Origin of the sequence: Yinghuangia sp. ASG 101 (genome assembly GCF_021165735.1) — a bacterium.
Lineage (GTDB): Bacteria > Actinomycetota > Actinomycetes > Streptomycetales > Streptomycetaceae > Yinghuangia.
The window spans coordinates 1,755,490-1,781,213 of record NZ_CP088911.1 but is presented as its reverse complement, the minus strand read 5'-3'; the positions used below and the strand labels follow the sequence as shown (position 1 = coordinate 1,781,213).

The window sequence follows — 25,724 nt, the reverse complement described above, 5'->3', positions numbered from 1 at the left end:
CACTGACCGGGAACCGAACGCCCACGGCGGCCCCACTGCCCGGCGGCACCGGAACGCCCGGCTCCGGAAACCCCGGGCGGACGGGCCCGAACCCCCTGACTTCGCCGGTCCGCATTGAGCCGGGCGCACCGCGCGCCCACCATCGGCACCGACTACCGCCGGACCCGCAGGGGGGACCCCAACGCATGCCGAACCGCCGCCAGTTCGTCACCACGACCGCCGCCGTCCTGGGCGCCGCCTCCCTCGCACGGAGTGCCGCGCGCACCGCCTCGGCAACCACCGACCACGAGCGCGGCGGGCCCGGAGCCGGCCTGCCCGCGAACACCACCGACCTCACGAAGTTCCGTGACCCGATACGCATACCTCCGGTGATCAAGCCGTCCGCGTCGACCCCGGAGATCACCGTCCGGCAGATCGCCACCACGGTGCGGTTCCACTCCGAGCTGCCGCCGACGCCGGTGTGGGCGTACGAAGGCTCGGTGCCGGGGCCCACCATCGTCGTCCGGCGCGACCAACGGCTCCGCGTCGCCTGGCGGAACGAGATCAGCGGCCCGTTCCCGGTCACGGCAATCCAGGTGCCGTTCACCGACCTCGGCTCCCTGCTGGACCCCGGGCGCGGCACCGCCACCCCCGACCCGTCGGTGGCCGCGCTGCCCGCCTGGAACGTGGTGCACCTGCACGGCGCGGTCACCGGCGGCGGCAACGACGGATGGACCGAGAACGGCATCTCGCCCGGTGACACCCAGCTCGTCGAGTACGCCAACGCGCAGCGCTCGACCGCGCTGTGGTACCACGACCACGCCAACTGCATCACGGCGTTCAACGTCTACGCGGGCCTCGCGGGGCAGTTCCTGATCCGCGACGCCGAGGAGGACGCGCTGAACCTGCCCTCCGGCCCCCGCGAACTGCCCCTCGTCATCGCCGACCGCAACCTCGACACCGACGCCCAGGGCGTCCCCACCGGCCGCCTGCTCCACCGCATCGGCTACGTCGACGGCGGTACGCCCGAGCACCCGACGCGGCTCAACCTCCCGTTCATCGGCCCGTACAACGTCGTCAACGGCGTCATCTGGCCGTACGTCCCGGTGGACTCGCGCTGGTGGCGCTTCCGGATCCTCAACGGCGCGAACACCCGGGAATACACCCTGGAGTTGCGGGTGGAGAACCCCGACGGCACGCTGACGCCGGTGCCGGGAGCGCTGGTGCAGATAGGCGGCGACCACGGCCTGTTGCCCGCCCCCGTACGCCTCGACGCGCTGACCCTCGGCGCGGCCGAACGCGCCGACGTGCTCGTCGACTTCAAGGACCACGCCGGCAAACGCCTGCGGCTGGTCGACACCAACACCAGCGGCCCGTCACCGCTGGGTCCCGAAGTCCTGCAATTCCGCGTCGAAAAGGCGCGCTCCGCCGAGACGTTCACGCTGCCTTCCGTGGTCTCGCCCTCCTTCCGCCGCCTGACCCGCGCCGACCTCCCCGCCGACCACGTCGAACGCTGGATCGCCCTGTCCACCGACGACGGCCAACCCCTCGGCCACCCCGAGATCTGGGAGCTGACCGAAACCCCCGCCGACTACCAGGCCCGGCCCGGCGACCGCCTGCTCACCGTCACCGACGCCGCCGGCACGTCACGTTCGTTCCGCAGGACCGCGAGCGTCCTCGACGACGCGCTGGGCTTCTTCGTCGCCCAAGACAGCTGGGAGGTCTGGAACTTCGTCCACATCGCCGGCCCCGGCCACCCCATGCACGTCCACCTCCTGGGCTTCCAGGCTTTGCGCCGCGACGTCTACACCGCGACCGCCTCGACCGCCCCCGACGACGTCGTCCACTGGACCGCGACCCACCAGGCCCCCGGCGTACTCGGCCCCGAGGAACAAGGCTGGAAGGACACCATCCGGGTCGCCCCCTACGAAGTCGTCACCATCGCGGGCCAGTTCACCGGCGCCACCGGCCGCTACCTCTACCACTGCCACATCCTCGAACACGAAGACGAAGGCATGATGCGCCCCTTCACCGTCACCCCCAAACAAGTCCTCACCCGCATGGGCCACCACAGCCCCCACCACCCCACCGCACACACGCACAACCACCAGTGACCCGAGTCGGAGACAGCTCGGCCGCCGCGATCGACCCGTGGTCGCGCCCCGCTTCCTCCGGGGCGCGGCTCGACGGGCATCGCCGATCTCGGTGCCGGGAGCGAGCGGACCACCCGGGAATCTCCGACTCGGGTCACCAGGCAACGCCGCGCTGCCCGCCGGTACCCCCGCCAGGCAGCGCGGACGGGCGGTCAGCTCGTGGTGCCGGTGAGGCTGTGGAGGCAGGCGGTGAGGGTGCGGGCCTCGACGTTGACGTAGTGGCTGTGGCGGAGCAGGCCCACGAGTTGGTGGAGGGTGAGCCAGCGGAAGTCGGGGCCCGGGTCGGGGGCGTGGTCGGGGGCGGTTTCGATGACGAGGTAGCGGTTGCGGGCGTGGTGGAACCGTCCGCCTTCCTCCGACAGGAGGCTGTCGAAGCGGATGGTGTCGGGGGTGGCGGCGAGGACTTCGTCGAGGAAGCGGGGGCGGGCCTCGGGTGGGAGCCAGGCGTAGTTGCCGGGGGTGGCCTGGACGGTGGGGCCGAGTTCGGTGACGTCCAGGTAGCCCGGTTGGACGCGGGCGTGGACCAGGGCGTGGAGGACACCGTCGACGCGCTTGACCAGGAACGCGTTCACCCCGATGCCGATCGGTGCGACCAACGGCTGGCACCAGGAGGCGACTTCGCGGTGTCCGGCGCGGACGCTGACGCCCATGACGGTGAAGAACAGCCCGGATTCGTGGGAGATCGTCCCACCCGAACGGATCCAGCGGTCGACGTCGCGCAGCGGGATGGTCCGGGCGCGGACGTCGTGGCGGCTGCGGGTGTCGGTGATCCAGCTCAGGATCGACCCGGTGCTGTGCAGGGAGCCGGAGTCGTCGCTGCACGAGTGCAGGAGCGCGCTGTGGAAGTCGTCGCCAAAGATCGGGAAGGCCGCGGCGAGGCCGGCGCCGGAGAACGGGAGGCAGGACAGCACGGTCCGGGAATCCATGTTGACGACCGCGTCGTCGGCCAGCAGGCGGTGGATCTGGCCGAGGGTGAACCACGCGAATCCGTCGCGGACCGTGACGTCTTCGTCGGTTTCGACGATGATGTTGCGATTGCGTTTTTGGTGGAACCAGGCGCCCTGCTCGGATTGCAGGACGTCGGCGATCACCCGGTTCCGCGCGGTGTCGAGGAAATAGTCGATGTAGGGGACCGCGGACCCGCCGTGCACCTTCGTGTAGTTGCTGCGCGTCGCCTGCACGGTGGGGGACAACTCGACGCCGTCGAAATTCCCCGGCTCATTCTTCGCCTGCATCAAGAAGTGCAGGACGCCGTCGAATTCCTTGGCCAGGATGCCGAGGACGCCGACCTCCCGCTGCGTGATGATCGGCTGCGTCCACGCCGGGACCGCGGCCCCGCGCACCTCGGCGGACAGCCCCTCGATCCGGAAGAATCCGCCGCTCTCGTGGACGAGGTTCCCGGTGTCCGGGTCGGTGTGCCAGCGTTCCAGCGCGTCCAAGGGCACGGGTTCGACCGTGGTGACGTCGTGCGCGCGGCGTTCGGCGAACCAGGTCCGCAGTTCCGTCAGGCGGGCGACGCCGTCGAGGGCGAGTGCGGACTCGGTGATCCGCACGGCGGTGGACCGGTCCGCCGTCGGCGTGGACAAAATGCCGGACATCGCGCCTCCCAGGAAACCCGAACAATGGCGCCCACTATGCCGGTCGGATATTCCGAGGCACCCGCGAGCGGAAACTTCAGGGGACGTTTAGGGGTACGTGTCGGGGTTTTCGGAACGCGCACGAGGGGGTTGACCGTCCCGCGATCGCATTTCTAATGTCTTTTTCGATCAACGTCGGTGCGGCGCAATTCCGGAGGTCCGGCAGTGAACGCGGAACGCGTGCGGGCAAGGCCCTTGAGGATAGGCGTGATCGGTTGTGCCGGGATCGCCTGGCGGCGCATGCTGCCCGCGATCGCCGCGAATCCCGACACCCGGCTCGCGGCGATCGCCAGTCGCGACGCGGCGAAGGCGCGGGTCTTCACCGACCGCTTCGGCGGCGAACCCGTCGCCGGCTACGGCACGTTGCTGGAACGCGACGACATCGACGCGGTGTATGTCCCCCTGCCGGCGCTGCTGCACGCCGAGTGGATCGAGCGGTCACTGCGCGCCGGCAAGCACGTGCTGTCCGAGAAGCCGCTCGCCCCGACGTACGCGAGCGCCGCCGAACTCGTCGCGCTCGCCGAGGCGCGCGGACTCGTGCTGCTGGAAAGCTTCATGTTCCTGTGCCACTCCCAGCACACCCGCGTACGGGAGCTGGTCGGGGACGGTGTCATCGGCGAACTCCGCAGCCTCACTGCCGAGTTCGCCTTCCCGTCCAAGGGATTCGACGACATTCGCTGGAAACCCGACGTCGGCGGCGGAGCACTCACCGACATCGGCGTCTACCCCGTGCGTACGGCGCTGCTGCACCTCGGCCCAAACGTCGACGTCGTCGGCGCCACACTGGACGTCGACCCGGAGCGTGCCGTCGACACCGCGGGCGCCGCGCTGGTGGTCGCGCCGAACGGCACGAGCGGCCACCTGACGTGGGGCATGCGGCACTCCTACCGCTCCCGGTACGCCCTGTGGGGCAGCGACGGGCGGATATCGGTGCAGTGGGCGTACACCCCGCCGCCCACCCACCAGCCGGTGATCAGAATCGAGCGGCAGGACCACGTCGAGGAGCTGACCCTGCCCGCCGAGGACCAGTTCGCCCGGGTCGTGGCGGCCTTCGTCGCGCGCGTCCGGCACGGCGAACCCTCCGGACTCGAAGGCGAGTCCGTGCTACGCCAGGCCCAACTAGTCGACCGGGTGAGGGAGTCGGCGCTCACGCGATCCGGCCGTCCGCCCCGCGAGCCGATCGGATCAGCATGAGCGCGACGGACAAGGACCTGATACTCGAACTCGTCCGCAAGTACCACCGCGACGAGGAGGCGCAGCGGGAGTTCATCCCCGGCACGACCCCGATCCTGCCGTCGGGCGCGGTCTTCGACGAGGACGACCGGGCCGCGCTGGTCGAGGCCGCGCTGCTCCTGCGGATCGCCGCGGGCCCGGCCGCCACGGCCTTCGAGCGCCGGTTCGCCGACCTCCTCGGGCGCCGCAAGGCACACCTGACCAACTCCGGTTCGTCCGCGAACCTGCTGGCCCTGACCGCGCTCACCCAGAAGGAACTGGGCCCGAGGCGGCTCAAACCCGGCGACGAGGTCATCACCGTCGCGGCGGGCTTCCCCACCACGGTCAACCCGATCGTGCAGAACGGCCTGGTGCCCGTCCTGGTCGACGTGTCGCTGCGCACGTACAACACGACGGCGGAGCTGGTCGCCGAGGCCATCGGGCCGCGCACCCGGGGCATCATGATCGCCCACGCGCTCGGCAACCCGTTCCCGGCCGCCGAGATCCGGCAGTTGGCCGACGAGCACGACCTGCACTTCGTGGAGGACAACTGCGACGCGGTCGGCTCCTTTTACGACGGGCGGCCGACCGGCAGTTTCGGCGACCTGGCCACCTCCAGCTTCTATCCCGCCCACCACATCACCATGGGCGAGGGGGGTTGTGTCGTCACCGACCGCGTGGCGCTGGCCAAGATCGTCGAGTCGCTGCGGGACTGGGGCCGTGACTGCTGGTGCGAGCCGGCCGCCAGCGACACCTGCAGGAAGCGCTTCGGCCACCAACTGGGCAAGCTGCCCTACGGGTACGACCACAAGTACACGTTCTCCCGCGTCGGCTACAACCTCAAGAGCACCGACATCCAGGCCGCCCTGGGCCTCGCCCAGCTCGACAAACTCCCGGAGTTCGGTGCCGCGCGCCGGCACAACTGGCAGCGGCTGCGCGAAGGGCTCGACGGCGTACGGGGGTTGCTGCTGCCCGAGCCGACACCCGGCAGCGACCCGAGCTGGTTCGGCTTCGTCCTGACCGTCGCCGACGACGCGGCGTTCACCCGCGCGGAGATCGTCGACCACCTGGAGGCGCGCCGGATCGGCACCCGGATGCTCTTCTCCGGCAACCTCGCCCGCCAACCCGCGTACCAGGACGTCGAGTTCCGCGTGGTCGGCGACCTGCGCAACAGCGACACCATCACCGAGCGCACGTTCTGGGTCGGCGTCTACCCCGGCATCACCCACGAGATGACGGACTACGTGGCCGCCACCATCCGCGAGTTCACGGCGGCGCGCCGGTGATCGGCCCGCGTCCCACCTGAGCCCGCGTTCCACCTGAGCCCGCGCTCCAACTGAGGGTGTGTGTAGGGGGGATCTCAGGGGGTCCGCGCGGGCCCGGCGCCGAAAGACTTCTCCCGGGCACCCGCCCGGCCGTCCGCACCACCACGACACCGACCTGGAGAGGCTGTGACCCTGCGTCCCGACTCCGCGCCGAGCCCGGCGTCCGCGCCGATTCCGGCGGGAGCGGACAAGGGCATCCCGGCCTCCGACGCGGGGGCGCCCGGCGCGTCGGCCCCCGGCGCGTCGGCCCGCGGTGAGGAGGTCGGCCGCGCCAAGCCTCACGACGCCGGTCCCGGCATCTCGGCCGCTCCCGGGAAGGCCGCCCGGCGGACCATCCCCGCGTGGCCCCGGATCACGGCGCGCCTGCGCGACGCCGCCCTGCGGCCCGGACTGGTGCTCGCCGTCGCGTGGCTGGTCGTCGTCGTCCTGGCCGGCATCGCACCCGAGGTGTTCAGCTCGACCGACCCGCTGGCCGTCGACCCGTCGGTCAAGCTGCACGGACCCTCCTGGGACCACCCGTTCGGCACCGACTCGCTCGGCCGGGACCAGTACGCCCGGCTGGTGCACGGCGCCGGGGTCTCCCTGCTGTCCGCGCTGATCGCCACCGGCGTCGGCCTGATCACCGGGGCGCTGCTCGGCCTGCTCGCCGGATTCCTGCGCGGCGTCGCCGACCTGGTCATCATGCGCGTCGCCGACATGCTGCTGTCCGTCCCGGCGCTGCTGCTCTCCCTCGCCCTGATCGCCGCACTCGGCCCCGGCACCCGCAACGCGGCGATCGCGGTCGGCGTCGCGAGCATCGCGACCTGCGCCCGCATCATGCGCTCGGAGGTGCTGAGCATCCGCGAGAGCCGGTACGTGGACGCGGCCCGGTCCAGCGGCGCCCGCCGCCACCGCGTCCTGCTGCGGCACGTCCTGCCCAACGCGCTCGGGCCCGTATGGGCGCTGGCCGCACTGGAGTTCGCCGCCGCGATCCTCGCGGTCTCGTCGCTCAGCTTCCTCGGCTACGGCGTCCAGCCGCCCACCCCGGAGTGGGGCGCGATGGTCTCCGACGGCCGCGACTCGCTCAGCGTCGCCTGGTGGCTGACCACCATCCCGGGCCTCGCCGTGGCGGCGACCGTGATCGCCGCCAACCGGCTGTCCCGCGCACTCGACGGCGAACGGAACCTCCCGCGATGAACACCCCCCGCCCCGACGCGGCGCCCGCCGCACCGCTCCTCGACATCGACGGCCTCGTCGTCCGCTACCGGCTCCGGCGCGGGCCGCTCACCGCCGTGCGCGGCGTGAGCCTGAGCGTCGCCGCGGGCGAGACCGTCGCCGTCGTCGGCGAGTCGGGGTCCGGCAAGTCGACCACCGCGCACGCCGTCCTCGGACTGCTCCCCGACGCCGCCGCGGTCGCCGGCGGCCGGATCACCTTCGACGGCACGGACGTGACCCGGCTCGGCGAACGCCGCCGACGCGCCCTGCGCGGCCGGGAGATCGCCCTGATCCCGCAGGACCCGGGGACCGCGCTCAACCCCGTGTGGCGGGTCGGCCGACAGGTCGCCGAGGCACTGACCGCACACGGCCTCGCCGACCGCAAGAGCGCGCCGGACGCCGTACTGCGGCTGCTCGCCGACGCCGGGATGCCCGACCCCGAGCGGCGCGCCCGGCAATACCCGCACGAACTCTCCGGCGGGCTGCGGCAGCGCGTGCTCATCGCCATCGCGATGGCCGCCCGCCCCCGGCTGATCGTCGCCGACGAGCCCACCAGCGCGCTCGACGTGATCGTGCAGCGGCAGATCCTCGACCACCTCGGCGCGTTGACCCGCGCGTCCGGGACGAGCGTGCTGCTGATCACCCACGACCTGGGGGTCGCGGCCGAACGCGCCGACCGGATCGTGGTGATGGCCGCGGGCGAGGTCGTCGAGACCGGCGCGTCGCACACCGTCGTGAACGCGCCGACCCACCCGTACACCCGGCAACTCGTCGCCGCGGCACCCTCGTTCGCCGCGTCCGGCGGGGCCGCGGCCCGCGGGCCCGCCGCCGCGCGGCCGGATTCCGCCCAGGCACCCCCGGCGGCCCGCGTCGAGAACCTGGTCAAGGACTACCGCGTGCCGCACACCGCCGAACCCCTGCGCGCCGTCGACGACGTCACCTTCGAGGTGCCCCGAGGCGAGACATACGCGCTGGTCGGCGAGTCCGGATCGGGCAAGTCGACCGTCGCCCGGCTGGTGCTCCGACTGGCCGAACCCACCGCGGGACGCGTCCACATCGGCGGCGAGGACGTCACCGAGTGGCGCGGTCGCGCGCTGCGCCCGCTGCGCCGCCGCGCCCAACTCGTGTACCAGAACCCGTACGAGTCGCTGAACCCGAGGATGACGGTCGGCGCGATCATCCGGGACCCGCCGGCCGCGCACGGCATCGGCACCCGACGCGAACGAGCGGCGCGCGCCGCGGAGTTGCTCGACATGGTGGCGCTGCCCGCCGCCGTCGCCGACCGCCGGCCCGCCGAACTGTCCGGCGGGCAACGGCAGCGCGTCGCGATCGCCCGCGCCCTGGCACTCGACCCGGACCTGCTGGTGTGCGACGAACCGGTGTCCGCCCTGGACGTGTCGGTGCAGGCGCAGATCCTCGATCTGCTCGCCGACCTCCAGGAACGGCTGGGCCTGAGTTACCTGTTCATCTCCCACGACCTGGCCGTGGTGCGCCAACTCGCCCACCACGTCGGCGTCATGCGGCAGGGCCGCCTCGTCGAGAGCGGCCCCGCCGACCGCGTCCTCGGCTGTCCGAGCCACCCGTACACCCAGGCGCTGCTGGCCGCCGTCCCCGGCGCGTCCGCCGTCACCGCCCGGTCCTGAACCCAACCGCCGGGCCGCTCACCCCGTGATTTCCGCGCACCCCGCCGGGGTGCCGTCGTAAGGAGACAAGCACGCATGTACGCCAAGAAGTTCAGATCCCGGATGGCCCTGGCGGCGGCCACGGCGGCGGCGGCCCTGCTGCTCGGCGCCTGCGGCGGTGGGTCGACCGACGACGGCACCTCCACCGGGGGCGACGCCGGGGCGCCCCGGCAGGGCGGCACCCTGACGGTCGCCCTTCAGTCCCCGGCGCAGAGCGCCAACCCGCGGGCCTTCACCGACACGTCCGCGGTCTACGTCAACCGGCAGATCTTCGACTCCCTGGTCGATCAGGACCCGAAGACCGGCGAGATCCTGCCGTGGCTCGCCTCGTCGTGGCATGTCAACGACAGCGCGACCGAGTTCACGTTCCACCTGCGCGACGGCGTCACGTTCTCCGACGGCACACCGCTGACCGCCGACGTCGTCAAGGCCAATTTCGACGACATCCTCGCCAACAAGGCCAAGCTCAACCCGGCGATCGTCCCGGTCGTCTCGGAGCTGACCGGCGCGACCGTCGTGGACCCGACGACCGTCACCGTCACGTTCGCCAAACCGCACGCGGCGTTCCTGGTGGACTCCGCCCGGGTGGCCCTGGCCATCCAGGCCCCCGCGACGCTGGCGCTGCCCTGGGACCAGAGGGTCGACAAGGTCGTCGGCTCGGGGCCGTTCGTCCTCGACGCGTTCGGCACCAACCAGATCACGCTGACCCGCCGCGCCGACTACGCGTGGGCTGGTGACAGCCTGCGCCACACCGGGGCCGCCCACCTCGACAAGATCGTCTTCAAGGTCGTCCCCGAGTCCAGCGTGCGCACCGGGAGCCTGAAGTCCGGCCAGGTCGACGTGATCGCCGACGTGCCCGCCGCCGACATCGGGACGCTCCGCGACAGCGGCCAGCAACTGGTGACCACCGCCAACCCCGGCCTGGTGTGGGGCCTGGTGCCGATCTCCGAGCGCACCCCGCTGAACGACCCGAACATCCGCCGGGCGCTGAGCCTGGCGATCAACCGCACCGAGGTCCGCGACACGGTCCTCACCGAGGACTTCGCCACCGCCACCAGCGTCCTCGCGAGCACCACACCCGGGTACGTCGACCTCGGCGCGTCGCTGGCGTACGACCCCGCCCAGGCCGGCCGGCTCCTCGACGCGGCGGGCTGGACGCGCTCGGGGGACGGCGTCCGCGAGAAGGACGGGAGGAAACTCACCCTGGTCGCCGCGTGGTTCAAGATCTCCAGTGCCGCGCAGAAGTCGCTGGAACTGATCCAGGCGCAGCTCGCCAAGGCGGGCGTCGACCTGCAGCTGCTGGAGCAGACCGGGCAGCAGATCGTCGACGGCCTCAAGGAGGTCAAGTACGACTTCTTCTGGACCAACGGCACCTCGGCCGACGGCGACATCCTGCGTTCCTCCTTCTCCAACGCGCCGCCGAACTACTACCGGATCCCCGACGGGCCGCTCCAGCCGCTGCTGACACAGCAGTTGGCGACCGGCGACCCCGCGGCCCGCAACCAACTCCTCGCCCAGGCCCAGCAGCAGATCATCGACCAGGCGCTCTACCTGCCGGTGTACGAGCAGACCACCGTGCTGGGCGCGGTCAAGAAGGTGCACGGCCTCGGGCTCGCCGCGGGCGCGGGACTGGCCCCGCTCGTGAACGTCTGGGTGTCCTGACCACCGCCGTCCCCACCGGCGGCGCCCGCTCGCCGGACACCTCGCAACCCTCGGAAGGAGACACCGCCATGCCGGTGCCACTCGACGCCGCCACCCGTGCGCTCTTCGACGGCCGCAACTTCCCCGTCGTCGCCACCGTGCGGGCGGACGGCAGCCCGCAGTCGTCGGTGGTGTGGATCCAACGGGACGGCGACACACTGCTGTTCGTCGCTCCCTCGGGCCGGGGCAAGGCCGCGAACCTGGCCCGCGACCCGAGGGTCAGCGTGAGCGTCCACGACGCCCAAAACCCCTACCGGTCCGCCGAGTTGCGCGGAACGGTCCGGCTCACCGACCTCGACCCCGGGAAGATCTCCGACCAACTCGCCCTGAAATACCTCGGCGAGACCCACGCACAGGACGACGGCGTGCCGCGCGTGGTGGTCCGCGTCGTGCCGGACCGGGTCATCGCGTTCCCCGCCACCTGAGCGGCCGGACCCGAACCACCCCGACCCGTCCGGCACTTCCCGCCCGATCGCCGCCCGACGCCGCCCGACGCCGCCCGACGCCGCACGGCACCGCCCGGCACCAGGCACCCCGCACGCCACCAAGGAGGACACCCATGCCGTCCCGGCTCCTGGTCATCGACATCCCGTCCAACGGGCACCTGTTCCCCAAACTCGCGGTCGTCACCGAACTGGTCGCCCGAGGCCACCACGTCACCTACGTCACCGTCGAGGAGTTCGCCGAGAAGGTCCGCGCCACCGGCGCCGAAGTGCTCGCGTACGACTCGGTCAAGCCGCTGGAGAGCCTGGCCGCCGACAGCTCGATCACGCCCACCGAGGCGTTCTTCCGGGAGAACGTCGCCATCCTGCGCGCCATCGAGGCGCACTACGGCGACGACCGCCCGGACCTGATCGCCTACGACGAGGCGGCGTTCCAGGCGGGCCGGGTGCTGCGCGCGATCTGGGGAACGCCGGCCGTCCACCTCGCGCCGAGCGTCGTGTCGAACGCCCACTACTCGTACTTCGAGCGGATCTTCGCCCTCGCGCCCGACTTCCATCTCACCGACCCGGTCGAGGAGATCACCGCCTTCCTCGACGCCTACCAACTCGCCGACCGGGTCGGGGAGTTCCTGTGGACCAAGCGCGAACCCGACGAGCTGACCATCGTGTTCGTCCCGCGCGAATTCCAGCCCGCACACGAGACGTTCGACGAGCGCTTCGTCTTCATCGGCCCGAGCCTGGGGGAGCGCGCCTTCCTCGACGACTGGCAGCCGCCCGAGGACAAGCACCCGGTCGTCCTGATCTCGTTGGGCACCGTCAACAACCTCCACCCGGACTTCTTCAAGACCGCCGTCGAGGCGTTCCGCGACCGGCCGCTGCACGCGGTGATCTCGGTCGGCGACGGCCTGGACCCCGCGGACCTGGGCCCACTGCCGCCCAACGTCGAAGTCCACCGCTGGGTACGCCACATCAGGGTGCTGGAGCACGCCGCCGCCTTCGTGACCCACGGCGGCACCGGCAGCCTCTCCGAGGCCCTGCACACCGGCACACCGGTGGTCGTCGTCCCGCAGGGCGTCGACGTCCTGCCGTACGCCGAGCGCGTCACCGAGCTGGGCATCGGCAGCGTCCTCCCGCCCGAGCACCTGGACGCCGCCGCCCTGGTCGACGCGCTGCTGCACGTGTCCCAGGACGCGACCGTCGCCCGCAACGTGGCCCGGCTGCGCGAGCACACCCACGCGTCCGGTGGCGCCCGCCGCGCCGCCGACGCGATCGAGAACCACCTCACCCGGGAACAGCCGTGAAATTCCTCCTCCTTCCCCACCTGCCCCGGCAGGACAAGCCCGACGACGTCCAACTCCGCGACCTGGTCGACCAGGCCGTCCTCGCCGAGCACCTGGGCTTCGACGCCTACGGCATCGGCGAACGGCACGACCGGCCCGCGGTCTCCTCGTCGCCGCCGGTCATCCTCGGCCACATCGCCGCGAAGACCTCGCGCATCCGCCTGTTCACCGCGGTGACCACCCTCGGCATGCTCGATCCGCTGCGCGCCTTCGAGGACTACTCGACGCTCGACAACCTCGCCGGCGGCCGAGTCGACCTGATCATCGGCAAGGGCGCTTACCCCCGCTCCAGCAGGCTGTTCGACGTCACCCCCGAGACGCAGTGGGCGCGCCTCCAGGAGCACTACGAGGTCTTCCGGCGGCTGTGGACCGAGGAGACCGTGACCTGGGAAGGCGGGCTCAGCCGCCCGCTCACCGACGCCGAGCCGCTGCCGCGCCCGCACCGCAAGCACCTCCGCGTCTGGCACGGCAGCGGCAGCAGCGAGGACTCGGCGGACTTCGCCGCCCGGCACGGCGACCCGATCTTCTCGTCCAACGGCAGCGGCCCGCTCGACCGGTACGCGAAGCTGATCCACCACTACCGCGAGCGGTTCGCGGCCCACGGGCACGACCCCCGCAAGGCCCTCGTCGGCGCGGGCACCGCCGGCTACTTCGCGGCGGCCACCTCGCAGGAGGCCGTGGCGAAGTACCGCCCGGTGTTCGAGACCCGGTTGGCGATCAACAAGCGCTACGACGGCTCGTCGATCAAATACGACACGGTCGAGGAGTGGATCGAGCACAGCTCGGTGCTGGTCGGCAGCCCGCAGCAGATCATCGAGAAAGTCGCGGCCCAGCACGGGCAGTTCGGCCACGAGCTGCTGCACATCCATGTCGACGGCGACGTCCTGGACCCCCGGGACTACACCGACACGCTGGAGCTGTTCTTCGCCGAGATCGCCCCCGTGCTGCGCCGCGAACTGCCCAGCCGGTCGCTCGACGCCGGCGACTGACCCGTGGACGGCGTGCGCGGCATGCCGCGCTACCTGGTGTGGCGGGTGGGCCAGGCGCTGTTCGTGGTCTGGGCGGCGTTCACCATCTCGTTCGCCGTGCTCTACACCCTGCCCAGCGACCCCGTCGAGGTGATGGCCGGACCCAACTCCGACCTCACCCCGGAGCAACTCGCCGATATGCGGCACGAGTTGGGCCTCGACCGGTCGGTGCTCGCGCAGTATTTCTCGCAGCTCGGGCACGTGCTGCGCGGCGACCTCGGCCAGTCGATCCAGTCGCGCGAACAGGTCTCCGACCTCATCGGGCAGGCCCTGCCCCCGACCGCGGCGATCACCGCCGCGGGCCTGGGGGCCGGGATCGTGCTCGGCACCGCCCTGGCCCTGGTGACCTCGCTGGTCCGGCCGCGATGGCTGCGCGGACTGCTCGACAGCCTGCCGGCGCTGGCCGTGTCGCTGCCGTCCTATTGGGTCGGTCTGCTGCTGCTCCAGCAGTTCTCGTTCCAGTGGCACCTGTTCCCGGCGATCGGGAACGACGCCCCCGGTGCGATGGTCCTCCCCACGATCACCCTGGCCCTGCCCGCCGCCGCGGTCATCGCCCAACTCCTCGGCCGCAGCCTGGACGCGGCGCTGCGCGAGGGGTACGTCGACACCGCCCGCGCCAAGGGCGTCGGCCGCGTCGCGGTCCACGTGCGGCACGGGCTGCGCAACGCCGTCCTGCCCGCGCTGACCATGGTCGGTCTGCTGGTCGGCAGCATGCTGTCCGGGTCCGTCGTGGTCGAGACGGTCTTTTCGCGCGACGGGCTGGGACGCCTCGCGACCGGCGCGGTGAGTCAGCAGGACCTCCCGGTCGTCCAGGGGCTCGTGCTGCTGGGTGCGTCGATCTTCGCCGCGGTCAACCTGCTGGTCGACCTGCTGTACCCGGTGCTGGACCCGAGGATCGTGCGGGACGCCGCGCCCGGTCGGCGGCGCGGCGCGGCGTTCGGGAGGAAGCGCAAGGACCGGGAGGAGCCCGGCGACGGGAGGCACGGAACGGGCGACGCGGGCGCGGGCACCGGGCCCGAGGAGGCGGTGGCCGACGCCGGGGCGAAGGCTTAGCGCCCCGGTTCGGACCGCCCGGTCCGCACCGCCCGGTCCGCACGCGCGTCGGCCGCGGTCAGTCGGCCGGGCAACCCCCGGGGTCGGCCGCGCACGCGTCGGGTTCGGTCGCGCAGCCCCCGGTGTCGTCGATGTCGGTCGCGCAACCGCCGGTGTCCGCCTCGGCGGTGGTCGTGGCGACGGGGTCGGGGCCGACGGTCTCGTCGACGCGGAGCTTCTCCAGGATCGCGTCCGAGGCCTCGGTGAGCGCGGCGAGCCGGCCCGCGTCGAGCGGTTCGATCAGCCACTCGCGGATGTGCGCGGCGCGCCGGGGGAGCGCGGCGAGGATCGCGTCGCGGCCCGCGTCGGTCAGCGTGATCATGGCGGCGCGTGCGGCGTCGGGACATCGCTCACGGGTGATCAGGCCCCGGCCGACCATTCTGGTCAGCTGGTGGTGCAGTCGGCTTTTCTCGAACTGGGTGACGCCGCTCAGCTCGAACGGCCGCAGGCGCCCGCCGGGCGACCGCGCCAACGCGCTGAGGATTGCGAACTCCGGTTCCGACAACCCGGTTTCGTGCTGGAGCAGGTGGGCGAGCTTGCGCCAGAAGCGCACCTGCATCTCCAGGAAGGACTGCCACGCGTGGTCCTCGTGCGGGCTGAGCAGGTCGCCCGGTTCGGACCGGTGCCATCGTTCGGGCCGGTCCGCGGGCGGCGTCGCGGCGGGGTTCGCGGCGGGGTTCACGTCGGGGCTCACGTCGGGGTCCTCGCGAAAAGTCGATACGGGTTGACATGTCAACTTTACGGGAATTCCCGGGCGCGGATCAGGGCCGCGTTCTCCGCGCGGCGGGGTGCGTGCCGGACGTCAGAGCGCGGCCCGCGCGCGCAGCGGTTCCCACCAGCGCCGGTTGTCGCGGTACCACGCGACGGTCTCGGCGAGTGCCGTGTCGAAGTCGCGGCGGGGCCGGTAGCCCAGTTCGGCGCGGATCTTGCCGTAGTCCACCGAGTAGCGCCGGTCGTGCCCCTTGCGGTCGGCGACGTGCTCGACCCGGTCCCAGTCCGCGCCGCAGGCCGCGAGCAGCCGGGCGGTCAGCTCGCGGTTGGACAGCTCGGTTCCGCCGCCGATGTTGTAGATCTCGCCGGGCCGGCCGCCGCGGCGCACCAACTCGACGCCCCGCACATGGTCGTCGATGTGCAGCCAGTCGCGCACGTGCAGCCCGTCGCCGTACAGCGGTACCGGCAGGCCGTCCAAGAGGTTGGTGATGAACAGCGGGATGACCTTCTCCGGGAACTGGTGGTGGCCGAAGTTGTTGGAGCAGCGGGTCACCCGCACATCCAGGCCGTGGGTGCGGTGGTACGCCAGCGCGAGCACGTCGGCGGCGGCCTTGGAGGCGGCGTACGGCGAATTGGGGCGCACCGGGTCGGTCTCCGGCCACGAGCCGGCCGGGATCGAGCCGTACACCTCGTCGGTGGAGATGTGCACGAACCGTGTCACCCCGTGCCGTACGGCCGCGTCCAGCAGCACCTGCGTCCCGGTGACGTTGGTCGCCACGAAGCGCGAGGCGTCCAGGATCGACCGGTCGACGTGGCTCTCCGCCGCGAAGTGCACCACCTGGCCGTGCTCGGCGGTCAGCCGGTCGACCAGGCCGGCGTCCAGGATGTCCCCGTGCACGAACCGGAAGCGCGGGTCGGACCGGACGGGGTCGAGGGCGGCGGGCGTGGCCGCGTAGGTCAGGGCGTCCAGCACGGTCACCGCCGGGCCGCGCGGGTCGGCGAGCAGGGTGCGCACGTAGTGCGAGCCGATGAATCCCGCGCCGCCGGTCACCAGGATGCGGTCCGCGCCGCCGCGTGCGCGGGTCACGACGCGATCTGCACTTTGCTGTAGTCACCGAGCACGAGCCGGTGCGCGGAACGGACGCGGGGCGCCGGGGTGACCTGCACCGTGCGCCCGATCAGGGACGCCTCCAGCCGGTGCACCCCGGTGATCGAGGCGTCGGACAGGACGATGGAGAACTCGATCTCGCTGTCGTGGATCCGGCAGTTGTCCGAGACGGACGTGAACGGCCCGATGTAGGAGTCGGTCACCACCGTGCCCGCGCCGACCACGACCGGGCCGACGATGCGCGAGCCGCGGACCACCGCGCCCTCTTCGACCCGGACGCGGCCGACGATCTGCGAGGCGTCGTCCACCGTGCCCAGGACGTCCGGCGTGAGCCCTTCCAGCACGGTCCGGTTGGCCTCCAACATGTCCTCGACGTCGCCGGTGTCCTTCCAGTAGCCGGTGATCGTCGTGGTGCGCACGTCGAGTCGGCGGTCGATCAGCCACTGGATCGCGTCGGTGATCTCCAACTCGCCGCGCCCGGACGGCTTGATCTCGCGCACCGCGTCGTGGATCGCGCTGGTGAACAAGTAGACGCCGACCAGGGCCAGCTCGCTCTTGGGATGGGCGGGCTTCTCCTCCAGCCGCACCACGCGCCCGTCGGCGTCCAGCTCCGCCACCCCGAACCGGCTCGGGTCGGGCACCCGGGTGAGCAGCACCCGCGCGTCCGGGCGGTCGGCCTGGAACTCCCGGACCACGGACGTGACTCCGCCGACGATGAAGTTGTCGCCCAGGTACATCAGGAAGTCGTCGTCGCCGAGGAAGTCCCGTGCGATGAGCACGGCGTGGGCCAGACCGAGCGGTGCCTCCTGGCGGATGTAGGTGACCTTGATCCCGAACCGGGACCCGTCGCCCACCGCCTCCTCCACTTCCGCCGCGGTGTCGCCGACGACGATCCCGACGTCGGTGATCCCGGCGGCGGCGATGGCCTCCAGGCCGTAGAAGAGCACCGGCTTGTTCCCCACCGGGACGAGCTGTTTCGCCGAGGTGTGGGTGATCGGCCGCAGCCGTGTCCCCGAACCTCCGGCAAGCACCAGTGATTTCATGACGCCCATACTCCCCGCGGCCTCGTCCGGCGGCCCCCCACGATGGGGGGCCGCCACCCCCTAAATCCGCCGCGGGACTACGCGCGGACCGTCTTGAGCGCGCCCGCCCACGACTCCAGCTGGTCCAGTACGCGCCCCAGTTCGTCGGCGCGTCCCTCGGACGGGGTGAACGTCGGGTACGACGGGAAGTCCGCCGCCACGGGAAGCGGCAACTGCGCCTGCACCGTGGCGATCTGGAGTTCCGCCGCGATCGCGCGCAGGTGCTCCGCCGCCCGAACGCCGCCCGCCGCGCCGATGCTCACCAGGCCCGCGGCTTTGTTCTGCCACTCCGCGTAGATGAAGTCCAGCGCGTTCTTGAGTGCCGCGGGGATGCTGTGGTTGTACTCCGGCGTCACGAAGACGAATCCGTCGAACTCGCCGATCTTCGCCGCCCACCGCTTGGTGTGGTCCTTGGCGTACTGGCCGTACTGCGGGGGCAGTTCCTCGTCGAACGCCGGAAGGTCGTAGTCGGCGATGTCGACGAGTTCGTACGTGGCGTCCGGCCGCTTGGCGGCGATCGTGTGCACCCACTCGGCCACCTCCCGCGAGACGCGCCCCGGCCGCACGCTGCCCACGATGACGGCGATTTTGGTCATGGCTGAGTTCCCCATCTGTCGAGTTGATGTGTCAACTCAAGGATGGGATCGTTCGGGGTGACACGTCAACCCGAATGCGAATCCGTCAATATTTGGCGTCCAGCCCGAGCACCGCGCGCAACCGGTCGGCGCTGTCGTGGAGTTCGCGCGCGATGCCGCGAACCCGCGACGCGGCGCTCCGCGTCCACGTGGTGCCGACCCCCAGTGCGAGGTAGCTCTGCCCGGCCTGGTCGAGGAGCGGCACCGCGACCGAGAGCTGCAGCGGGCGCAACTCCCGGTTGGCGACGGCGTGTCCGCGCTCGGCGGCGGCGTCCAGGTCGGCCCGCAGCCGCGCAGCGCTGGTGAGGGTGCGGTCGGTGAACCGCTCGAAGGGCGCGAGCCGTTCCAACTCCTCGTCGCTCGGCCGCGGCCAGGCCAGCAGCGCCTTGCCGAACGCGGAGGCGTGCAGCGGCACGGAGTTGGTGACCCGGGTGTCCCAGTGGTCGGGAGCCCACGCGGTGGGCAGGTCCGCGACCACCAGCGCCTCGCGGCCGTCCCGCAGCGCCAGCACCGCGGCGCCGGACGTCGCCTCGGACAGGCGGCGCAACTCGGGGCGGGCGAGGTCGAACCGGCGCTGGTGGTGCAGCGCCCGGTTGAGCCCGGCGATGGCGGTGCCGAGCCGGTAGCGCCGGGTCGCCGGGTCCTGTTCGAGGAACCCGGTGTGCTCCATCGCCCGCAGCATCCGGTGGACGGCGCTGACATTGAGGTCCATCCGCCGCGCGATCTCCCCGACGGTCGCGGGCCCCGGCAACTCCCGCAGAAACGACAGGACTTCGAAGGCCCGCTCGACGGTCTGGGCGCCCGCCGGGCGGGAGGGCCGAGGGGCGGGGGCGTCGGGGCCGTCGGGGGCGTCGGGGCGGGTCATGCGGCGTGGGCTCCTCGGATGTCGGGGCGACGGCGGTGCGTCCCGCGGCTCCCCCGGGGCTTCCGGGGGCCGGTGTCGGGGGGCGGTGCCGACCATCGGTCCGCGGGGCGGGGGCCGCACCAGGGGGCGGACGCGGCGGCTTGCCCGTTCCCGCGCCCCCTCGGCGCGGTGCGGCGAGTGTAGCAACGCCATCGCGGGTGTTGCCGATATATGAAATAACGCGTCACTATTTGACATGCGAATCGGTGCGCTCCGATGCTGGGCGCATGACGGCCACCGACTACGTCGTGGTGGGCGCCGGAGTGGCGGGATCGCTGGTCGCGGCCCGGTTGTCGGCGCGTACCGGCGCCTCCGTCCTGCTCCTCGAAGCGGGCGGACGCCTCCCCGACGGCCCGCCCACCCGCGACCCCGACCGCGCCGCCGAGCTGTGGGGCACGGATGCCGACTGGGCCGATACGACCGTGCCGCAACCCGGCCTCGGCGGACGTACCGTGCCCTGGCCGTCGGGCCGCGCGCTCGGCGGCTCGTCGGCGGTCAACGCCGCACTGTGGGTGCGCGGCAACCCGGCGGACTACGACGCCTGGGGCGTATACGGAGGCCCGACCTGGAACCGCCGCACGGCACTCAGCGCCTTCGCGCGACTGGAACGCGACGACCGGGCGCCCGCACCCCGGGGCGGTGCCCACGGCCCGCTCCTCCTGGAGTCCGCCGCGCCGGACGCGTGGTCGGCCGCGCTGACCGCCGCCGCGCACGACCTGGGCTTCGCGTCGACCGACGTCAACGGGCCCCGGCAGGAGGGGGTCGACACGGTCCGCCGGACCACCCGGGGCGGACGCCGCGTCACCTTCGCCGACGCCTTCCTGGCCGCCGACGCCCCGGTCCCGCACCCCGTCGACGACCCCCGCGACGATCGCCCGCCTGCCTCGGCCGACACCCGAACCGACACCCGAACCGACCCCCGCGCCGCCGCCCCGCGGATCGTCACCGGGGCGACGGTGACCGGCATCGTCGTCGAGGCCGGCCGGGCGCTGGGCGTCACCTATCGCCGCGCCGACGGGCCCGAACTGCGGGCGGTGGCCCGGCGCGAGGTCCTGCTCGCGGCCGGCGCCGTGCGCACCGCTCACCTGCTGCTGCTCTCCGGCATCGGACCGCGCGGCGACCTCGCGGCGCACGGCATCCGCCCTGTCGCGGACCTGCCCGGGGTCGGGCGCGACCTGCGGGACCACGTCGCCCTGGGCGGCGCCGTGCCCGCTCCGGACGCCGCGCCACCGCTCCCCGACGGCGGCGGCGCGGTGGTGGTCTTCGCCCGCGCCGACGGCCGGCCCGGCGTACCGGACCTGGAGATCGTCCTCGCCCCCGGAGTCCCGGGGCCGGACGGTGGCCCGTCGGCGCCGGGGGTGCGGTTCGGTGTGGTCGCGCTCCAACCGCGCAGCCGGGGAACGGTGCGCCTGGCCGACGCCGACCCGTTCACCCCACCGCTGATCGACCCGGGCTACCTCACCGATCCGACGGACGCCGACGCCGCCGCGCTGACCGCCGGATGGGAACTGGCCCGGCGGTTACTGGCGACGAAAGCCGCCGCATCCGTCGCGAAGGCGCCACCCCCGCCGAGGGATACCGCGACCGTCCGCCGCACCGCCGGCCCGATGTTCCACCCGGTCGGCACCGCCCGGTTCGGCCCCGATGACGACGACCGGGCCGTCCTGGACGGCGCGTTGCGGGTGCGCGGCGTCGCGGGCCTGCGGGTGGTCGACGCGGCGGCGATCCCCGTGCCGACCCGCGGCCACACGATGTCGGCGACCGCGGTGATCGCCGACCGGGCGGTGGATCTGGTGGCGGCGGCCCACCGAGGCACGGCCCACTGACCACCGCCGGCCCCGCGCCGCGCGCCGACGGCTTTCATGCGGCGCCACGAACGGCACCTTCCCAACCGACCCCCTGCCCGCCTCGCGCGCCGTCCGCCGACGGCTCTCACACGGCGCCACGAACGCACCTCGGCAACCCGCCAGCCCAGACCCGCCCAGACCCGCCCAGCCCAGACCAGACCCGCCCAGCCCCGCGCCGCCGCTCGCCGACCGCTCTCACGCGGGGCCACGAACGGCACCTCGCAACCCACTACCGCCCGCCCAGCCCCGCGCCGCCGATCCGATCCCGACCCCGCCCGCCGACCGAAACCGCGGACGCCTCACGGGCGTTCCCCGGTCCCTCGCAAGGAGCCCCGACCATGCCGGTGAAAATCCTGTGGTACATCCAGTCCGCCGACGGCCCCGTCCCGTGGACCGACGACGGCGTCTGGGCCAACGACCTGCCCCGCCTGCGCGCGCTCGCCGAGGGCATCGACCGGGCCGGCTTCTACGGAGCCCTCCTGCCCACCGGCCCGCACGAGCCGCTGGCCCTCGCCGCCGCCCTCGCGCCGCTCACCGAGCGGATGCGCCTCCTCGTGGCGCTCTACCCCGGCCTGGTCTCGCCCGCCAAGCTCGTCGACATCGCCACGGTCGTCGACAACTTCAGCGGCGGCAGGCTGCTGTTCAACGTCGTCAACGGGCACGACGCCTGGCTGCCGGAGTACGGCATGTTCCTGGCGCACGACGAGCGGTACGAGTACAGCGCCGAATACTGGGACGCCTTCGCCCGCCGCTGGGCCGACCCGGGCGAGGGCTACGAGGGCCGGCACATCAGGCTGGCCGCCCGCACGTTCGACGTCCCGCTGACCTTCTTCCCGGAAAAGGTGCAGCCCCGCGTGGAACTCTGGGGCGCCGGCGGCTCCCCGGCGGGGGTCGCGCACGCCGCGAAAGTGGTCGACCGCTACCTGACGTTCGCGGACCTCCCCGCACGGCTCGACGAGAAATTCCGGCAGGCCGGGGCCGAGGCCGCCCGGCACGGCAGGACGCTCGGCTTCGGCACCCGCTTCCAGGTGATCGTCCGCGACACCGAGGAGGAGGCCTGGGCGTACGCCCGCCACCTGCTCGAACGCACCCCGTACGACAAGGCGTTGGAACTCTCCGCCTACAAGGAGGGGCCCGGGTGGCTCGACCGGGACGTGGCCTCCGACGACCCGCGCGCGCTGCGCTGCGTCGACGCGCTGCGCTCGGGGCGGCTGCCCGACGTCGAGGACCTGGTCGTCCACCCCAACGTGTGGCTCGGCCCGTCCATCTTCGGCTTCGACGTTTTCGGCCCCGGCGCCGGCACCTGGCTGGTCGGGACGCCCACGCAGGTCGCCGACCGGATCAACGAGTACGCGGCACACGGTGCCGAGTCGTTCATCCTGTCCGGGTGGCCGCTGCTGTCGGAGGCCCTGCGCTTCGGCCGCGACGTCCTGCCGCTGCTCGACCTCGACCACGGCTTCGCGCCGCCCCCGTACGACGACGCCGGGAACGCCGAACTTCTCGCCGCCTTCCCCGCGTTCGACCCCGCACCGGCGACCGCCGCGTGGCGATGAGTACCGCCGGCGTCCTCGACCGCGTGTGGCTGACGCGCTGCCCCGTACCGACGGCGAGCGGCATCGCGTACCGACTCGGCCTGCTGGCCGAGGAGTTCGGGAACCGAGGCGTCGCCGTCACCGAACTCGGCGATGGCGACCCGACGTTGGCCCATCACCACCTGGACCACGGGCTGCCCGGCCTGTTCCGCGAGGGCGGCGCCGTCCCCGCGCTCGCCGCCCGCGCGGCCGGCGCCCCGACCCGGTTGATCGGCCTCACCTGGATCGAGGAGCGGCAGGTCATCCTCGTCCGCCGCGACTCCGGCATCACCGCACCCGAACACCTCGCCGGCCGCCGCGCCGCCCTCCCGGTGCACGGCCCGGAACCCGGCGCGGGCGTCATGCGCGCGATGGCCCTCCAGGGCTTCCGGGGAGCGCTGGCCCTGGCCGGACTCGGCCTGGACGCCGTCCGGTTCACCGACGTCCCCGACGCCCGCCAGGGCCGCTCGGACTGGACCGTCAACGGCCCGCTCGCCCGCCCCTGGACCGGCATCGACGCCCTCGCCCGCGGCGAGGTCGACGCGGTGTACGCCAAGGGCCCGGCGGCGCTCGACCACGCGGCACGCACCGGCGCCGTCATCGGCGTCGACCTCGACGCGTACGACGATCCCGCGTGCCGCGTCAACAACGGAACCCCGCGCCCGATCACCGTCCACGCCCGCACACTCGACGAACACCCCTGGGCCGTCACGCTGTTCCTCGCCCAGACCCTGCGCGCCGCGGCCTGGGCCGCGGAACACCGCGCCGACGTCCTGCGGCTGCTGGCCCGGGACAGCTCCGGCAGCGACACGGCCACGGCCGCGGCGCACCGCGGCGACTTCCACCGCCACCTGGCCCCCGACCTGTCCGACACCCGGCTGCACCTGCTCGACCGACACAAGGAGTTCCTTTTGTCCCACGGATTCCTCCGCCAGGACTTCCGCCTCACCGACTGGGTCGCACCGCAGCCGCTGCGCGACGCCCACGCGTCGGCGGCCGTCCGATGAGCGCGTTCCTCCGGGCCCTCGCCGACGACGCGGCCGTGGCCTTCCGCGTCCTGAACGAGACCGGCACCCTCACGCCCAGCGCCACCCTGAGCTTCGTGGTGCGGGTACCCGGCGGAGACCAGGTGGCCAACGTCAGGCACCCCGACCCGTTCCGCCCCGACGCACCGCCGACGGTGACACTGACCACCATCGTGGACGGCCCCGGCGCCCTGCGCCCGTGGGGCGACGGCATCCGCTACGCCGCGGTCTTCGCGGCACACCCCTGGGTCGGGGCCGTCGCCCACGTGCACACCCCCCACCTCGCCGCCTGGGCCTTGGCCCACCGCCCGCTGCCCCTGCGCTACGTCCCCGCCCAGCGCGAGACCACCGCCGCCGAACTGCCCGTCTACGTCGACCGCCACGAGGCCGAGGACGCCTTCATCCTCCGCGCCCTGACGGACACCCCCGACCTCCCCGGCATCCTGGAGGCCAACGGCGGCGCCACCCTGTGGACCCGCGGCGGCCTCCTCGACCTGGCCCGCCTGATCCTCATCGTGGAGGAGGGAGCCCGCGCCCAGACCCTCGCCGAACTCCTCGGCGGCTCCCGGGACTTCGGCCCCGGCGTCCTGGCCCAGCAGTGGGGGGCCACGGGCCGCGCCGACAGCCCGCACGCCCGTACCCGCATCGCCGAGTCGGACACCGCCCACGTCCACGCGACCACCACTCCCGGCCACCCCCGCGCACCGCACACCTGACCCGAGGACAACGCGGATACGGCAACCGGGGTGCGGCCCCGACAGGCCGCGAGCACCCACTTGTACGCGATGGCCCCATGCACCCGAATCAACCGCCGGAGCACCCGCGCGGCCGTCGAAGCCCGCTGGTGACACCGGAAGTTCGCGTCCGGGAGACCACACGGCGCCGCCCGCCCCGATGGCGACGGCTGTCTCATCGCCACCTGGACCTGGCCGAACGGCGCTCCCGCGCACGGCGTGGCCGCGGTCGCCGCGCCGCGCCAGGCGGGCGGTCACGTCACGCGGATGCCGCCCATGTCCGGGCCGCCGTCGACACACAGGGTCTGGCCCGACACGTACGAGGCCGCGTCGCTGACGAAGAAGAGGACGGCGTTGGCGACTTCCTCGGGAGTCCCGGGGCGGCCGAGGGGGACGCGGGTGGTGAACTCGGACGTGTCGATGCCGGCCACCCGCCATGCCTCGACCGCTCGTTCGGAGGCGATCGCCCCCACCGCGACGCAGTTCGCGCGCACGCCGTACTGCCCCCACTCGGCGGCGGTCACCGACGTGAACATCTGGAGGGCCGCCTTGGCCGACGCGTAGTGGGCCCCGCCCTTGACACCGTTGACCCCGGCGTCCGAGGAGATGTTGACGATCGTCCCCGACCGCTGGGCGACCAGGTGGCGCCCGGCCTCCCGTGTGCAGAAATACGCGGACCGGACGTTGAGGTCGAAGCCGGAGTCCCAGGCCTTCGTGGGCAGCGCGCTCAACGGGCCGAGACGAGAGCCGCCGGCGTTGTTGACCAGGATGTCGACGCGACCCAACTCGTCGACCGTGCGCCGCACCATGCGGACGACCTGCTCCTCGTCCTTGACGTCCGTCCGCACCGGCAGGCACCTGCGCCCGGTCGCCTCCTCGACCGCCGCCGAGGTGCGCTCCAAGTCCGCCTCGGTGCGTGCCGCGATGACCACGTCCGCACCGTGTTCCGCGAGAAGGCGGGCCGTGGCCGCACCGATCCCGGTACCGCCGCCGGTCACGATCGCGACGCGGCCGGTCAGGTCGTGGAGCTTGTCCATGGTGCACACCCTTCGTCCGGTGCGTTCGATCACGCGGAAGTGGCAGGCCCGAGAAGGCGGTTCGACGCCGACGTCGGGCGGACCGTCCGCCGCCGCACAACCAGGCGTCGCCTTCCGTGTGTGCCCGTACATCCGTGAACCGCCTCCAGCATGCTAGGGCGGCGTTCACAAGCCCGACCAATACAACCTTCGGCGCCTGGCTATGTCGAAGCGGTATAGCCCGTCCCATCCCCGGCACACCCCGACGAGCCGCCCCCGGCTCACCCGACACCCACGAACTCCCT

21 protein-coding genes are annotated in these 25,724 nt (G+C 72.7%); 14 read left to right on the top strand and 7 right to left on the bottom strand.

The annotated features are described in order from the left end of the window. Positions 1-185: 185 nt before the first annotated feature. Positions 186-2,093 carry a multicopper oxidase family protein gene (locus tag LO772_RS07340; protein WP_231777564.1) on the top strand — a complete coding sequence of 636 codons (1,908 nt, stop codon included), beginning with the start codon at positions 186-188 and terminating at the stop codon, positions 2,091-2,093. 191 nt (positions 2,094-2,284) lie between these two features. Here the strand turns inward: LO772_RS07340 and LO772_RS07335 are convergent, their stop codons facing one another. Beyond that, positions 2,285-3,730, bottom strand: a complete 1,446-nt coding sequence (locus LO772_RS07335; protein ID WP_231777563.1) for an NDP-hexose 2,3-dehydratase family protein — start codon at positions 3,728-3,730, stop codon at positions 2,285-2,287. Between the two features lie 246 nt (positions 3,731-3,976). On the opposite strand from LO772_RS07335, the gene LO772_RS07330 reads away from it, so the two are divergent. From LO772_RS07330 to LO772_RS07290, 9 genes are all read left to right on the top strand, one after another. Next, on the top strand, positions 3,977-4,963 hold the full coding sequence (locus tag LO772_RS07330; protein WP_231777562.1) for a Gfo/Idh/MocA family protein: 987 nt from the start codon (positions 3,977-3,979) through the stop codon (positions 4,961-4,963). Continuing rightward, on the top strand, positions 4,960-6,267 hold the full coding sequence (gene rfbH / locus LO772_RS07325) for a lipopolysaccharide biosynthesis protein RfbH (RefSeq protein WP_231777561.1): 1,308 nt from the start codon (positions 4,960-4,962) through the stop codon (positions 6,265-6,267). Before LO772_RS07330 ends, rfbH begins: the two co-directional genes overlap by 4 nt. Positions 6,268-6,432: 165 nt before the next feature. Beyond that, a complete protein-coding gene (locus tag LO772_RS07320; RefSeq protein WP_231777560.1) occupies positions 6,433-7,482 on the top strand; it encodes an ABC transporter permease in 1,050 nt (349 codons plus the stop codon). Beyond that, positions 7,479-9,143 carry a dipeptide ABC transporter ATP-binding protein gene (locus tag LO772_RS07315; protein ID WP_231777559.1) on the top strand — a complete coding sequence of 555 codons (1,665 nt, stop codon included), beginning with the start codon at positions 7,479-7,481 and terminating at the stop codon, positions 9,141-9,143. Before LO772_RS07320 ends, LO772_RS07315 begins: the two co-directional genes overlap by 4 nt. A 75-nt stretch (positions 9,144-9,218) precedes the next feature. Continuing rightward, positions 9,219-10,844 (top strand): ABC transporter substrate-binding protein, encoded by a 1,626-nt coding sequence (locus LO772_RS07310; protein WP_231777558.1) that lies wholly within the window; start codon positions 9,219-9,221, stop codon positions 10,842-10,844. A 68-nt stretch (positions 10,845-10,912) separates the two neighbouring features. Further along, positions 10,913-11,308 (top strand): PPOX class F420-dependent oxidoreductase, encoded by a 396-nt coding sequence (locus LO772_RS07305; protein ID WP_231777557.1) that lies wholly within the window; start codon positions 10,913-10,915, stop codon positions 11,306-11,308. Positions 11,309-11,442: 134 nt separating this feature from the next. Then, a complete protein-coding gene (locus tag LO772_RS07300) occupies positions 11,443-12,627 on the top strand; it encodes a macrolide family glycosyltransferase (RefSeq protein ID WP_231777556.1) in 1,185 nt (394 codons plus the stop codon). Beyond that, positions 12,624-13,655: an LLM class flavin-dependent oxidoreductase gene (locus LO772_RS07295; RefSeq protein ID WP_231777555.1), complete on the top strand. Its 1,032-nt coding sequence runs from the start codon at positions 12,624-12,626 to the stop codon at positions 13,653-13,655. Before LO772_RS07300 ends, LO772_RS07295 begins: the two co-directional genes overlap by 4 nt. Positions 13,656-13,658: 3 nt before the next feature. Further along, on the top strand, positions 13,659-14,747 hold the full coding sequence (locus LO772_RS07290; RefSeq protein WP_331717316.1) for an ABC transporter permease: 1,089 nt from the start codon (positions 13,659-13,661) through the stop codon (positions 14,745-14,747). 58 nt (positions 14,748-14,805) lie between these two features. Here the strand turns inward: LO772_RS07290 and LO772_RS07285 are convergent, their stop codons facing one another. From LO772_RS07285 to LO772_RS07265, 5 genes are all read right to left on the bottom strand, one after another. Then, positions 14,806-15,480, bottom strand: a complete 675-nt coding sequence (locus tag LO772_RS07285) for a MarR family winged helix-turn-helix transcriptional regulator (protein WP_231777554.1) — start codon at positions 15,478-15,480, stop codon at positions 14,806-14,808. Positions 15,481-15,588: 108 nt separating this feature from the next. Further along, complete coding sequence (gene rfbB, locus LO772_RS07280; RefSeq protein ID WP_231777553.1) at positions 15,589-16,584, bottom strand: dTDP-glucose 4,6-dehydratase; 996 nt, start codon at positions 16,582-16,584, stop codon at positions 15,589-15,591. Further along, entirely contained in the window at positions 16,581-17,648 is a 1,068-nt protein-coding gene (locus LO772_RS07275) for a glucose-1-phosphate thymidylyltransferase (RefSeq protein WP_231777552.1), read from the bottom strand. The genes rfbB and LO772_RS07275 overlap by 4 nt, the downstream gene beginning before the upstream one ends. A gap of 77 nt (positions 17,649-17,725) precedes the next feature. Beyond that, positions 17,726-18,283, bottom strand: a complete 558-nt coding sequence (locus LO772_RS07270) for an NADPH-dependent FMN reductase (protein ID WP_231777551.1) — start codon at positions 18,281-18,283, stop codon at positions 17,726-17,728. Between the two features lie 85 nt (positions 18,284-18,368). Further along, on the bottom strand, positions 18,369-19,187 hold the full coding sequence (locus LO772_RS07265) for an IclR family transcriptional regulator (RefSeq protein WP_231777550.1): 819 nt from the start codon (positions 19,185-19,187) through the stop codon (positions 18,369-18,371). 266 nt (positions 19,188-19,453) lie between these two features. On the opposite strand from LO772_RS07265, the gene LO772_RS07260 reads away from it, so the two are divergent. From LO772_RS07260 to LO772_RS07245, 4 genes are all read left to right on the top strand, one after another. Then, positions 19,454-21,052 (top strand): GMC family oxidoreductase, encoded by a 1,599-nt coding sequence (locus tag LO772_RS07260; protein WP_231777549.1) that lies wholly within the window; start codon positions 19,454-19,456, stop codon positions 21,050-21,052. 359 nt (positions 21,053-21,411) lie between these two features. Further along, complete coding sequence (locus LO772_RS07255) at positions 21,412-22,626, top strand: LLM class flavin-dependent oxidoreductase (RefSeq protein WP_231777548.1); 1,215 nt, start codon at positions 21,412-21,414, stop codon at positions 22,624-22,626. Beyond that, on the top strand, positions 22,623-23,651 hold the full coding sequence (locus tag LO772_RS07250; protein ID WP_231777547.1) for an ABC transporter substrate-binding protein: 1,029 nt from the start codon (positions 22,623-22,625) through the stop codon (positions 23,649-23,651). Before LO772_RS07255 ends, LO772_RS07250 begins: the two co-directional genes overlap by 4 nt. Continuing rightward, positions 23,648-24,385: a class II aldolase/adducin family protein gene (locus tag LO772_RS07245; RefSeq protein ID WP_231777546.1), complete on the top strand. Its 738-nt coding sequence runs from the start codon at positions 23,648-23,650 to the stop codon at positions 24,383-24,385. Before LO772_RS07250 ends, LO772_RS07245 begins: the two co-directional genes overlap by 4 nt. A gap of 272 nt (positions 24,386-24,657) precedes the next feature. Here LO772_RS07245 and LO772_RS07240 read toward each other — a convergent pair whose 3' ends face one another. Beyond that, positions 24,658-25,440, bottom strand: coding sequence for an SDR family NAD(P)-dependent oxidoreductase (locus LO772_RS07240; RefSeq protein WP_231777545.1), 783 nt, complete (start codon positions 25,438-25,440; stop codon positions 24,658-24,660). Positions 25,441-25,724 lie beyond the last annotated feature (284 nt).

What these genes read in the sequence shown, in the direction of transcription:
- LO772_RS07270 (WP_231777551.1), bottom strand. Translation starts at nt 18,283, where the DNA reads ATGACCAAAATCGCCGTCATCGTGGGCAGCGTGCGGCCGGGGCGCGTC.
- LO772_RS07300 (WP_231777556.1), top strand. Translation starts at nt 11,443, where the DNA reads ATGCCGTCCCGGCTCCTGGTCATCGACATCCCGTCCAACGGGCACCTG.
- LO772_RS07275 (WP_231777552.1), bottom strand. Translation starts at nt 17,648, where the DNA reads ATGAAATCACTGGTGCTTGCCGGAGGTTCGGGGACACGGCTGCGGCCG.
- rfbH (WP_231777561.1), top strand. Translation starts at nt 4,960, where the DNA reads ATGAGCGCGACGGACAAGGACCTGATACTCGAACTCGTCCGCAAGTAC.
- LO772_RS07255 (WP_231777548.1), top strand. Translation starts at nt 21,412, where the DNA reads ATGCCGGTGAAAATCCTGTGGTACATCCAGTCCGCCGACGGCCCCGTC.
- LO772_RS07260 (WP_231777549.1), top strand. Translation starts at nt 19,454, where the DNA reads ATGACGGCCACCGACTACGTCGTGGTGGGCGCCGGAGTGGCGGGATCG.
- LO772_RS07245 (WP_231777546.1), top strand. Translation starts at nt 23,648, where the DNA reads ATGAGCGCGTTCCTCCGGGCCCTCGCCGACGACGCGGCCGTGGCCTTC.
- LO772_RS07335 (WP_231777563.1), bottom strand. Translation starts at nt 3,730, where the DNA reads ATGTCCGGCATTTTGTCCACGCCGACGGCGGACCGGTCCACCGCCGTG.
- LO772_RS07340 (WP_231777564.1), top strand. Translation starts at nt 186, where the DNA reads ATGCCGAACCGCCGCCAGTTCGTCACCACGACCGCCGCCGTCCTGGGC.
- LO772_RS07250 (WP_231777547.1), top strand. Translation starts at nt 22,623, where the DNA reads ATGAGTACCGCCGGCGTCCTCGACCGCGTGTGGCTGACGCGCTGCCCC.
- LO772_RS07305 (WP_231777557.1), top strand. Translation starts at nt 10,913, where the DNA reads ATGCCGGTGCCACTCGACGCCGCCACCCGTGCGCTCTTCGACGGCCGC.
- LO772_RS07315 (WP_231777559.1), top strand. Translation starts at nt 7,479, where the DNA reads ATGAACACCCCCCGCCCCGACGCGGCGCCCGCCGCACCGCTCCTCGAC.
- LO772_RS07240 (WP_231777545.1), bottom strand. Translation starts at nt 25,440, where the DNA reads ATGGACAAGCTCCACGACCTGACCGGCCGCGTCGCGATCGTGACCGGC.
- LO772_RS07310 (WP_231777558.1), top strand. Translation starts at nt 9,219, where the DNA reads ATGTACGCCAAGAAGTTCAGATCCCGGATGGCCCTGGCGGCGGCCACG.
- LO772_RS07265 (WP_231777550.1), bottom strand. Translation starts at nt 19,187, where the DNA reads ATGACCCGCCCCGACGCCCCCGACGGCCCCGACGCCCCCGCCCCTCGG.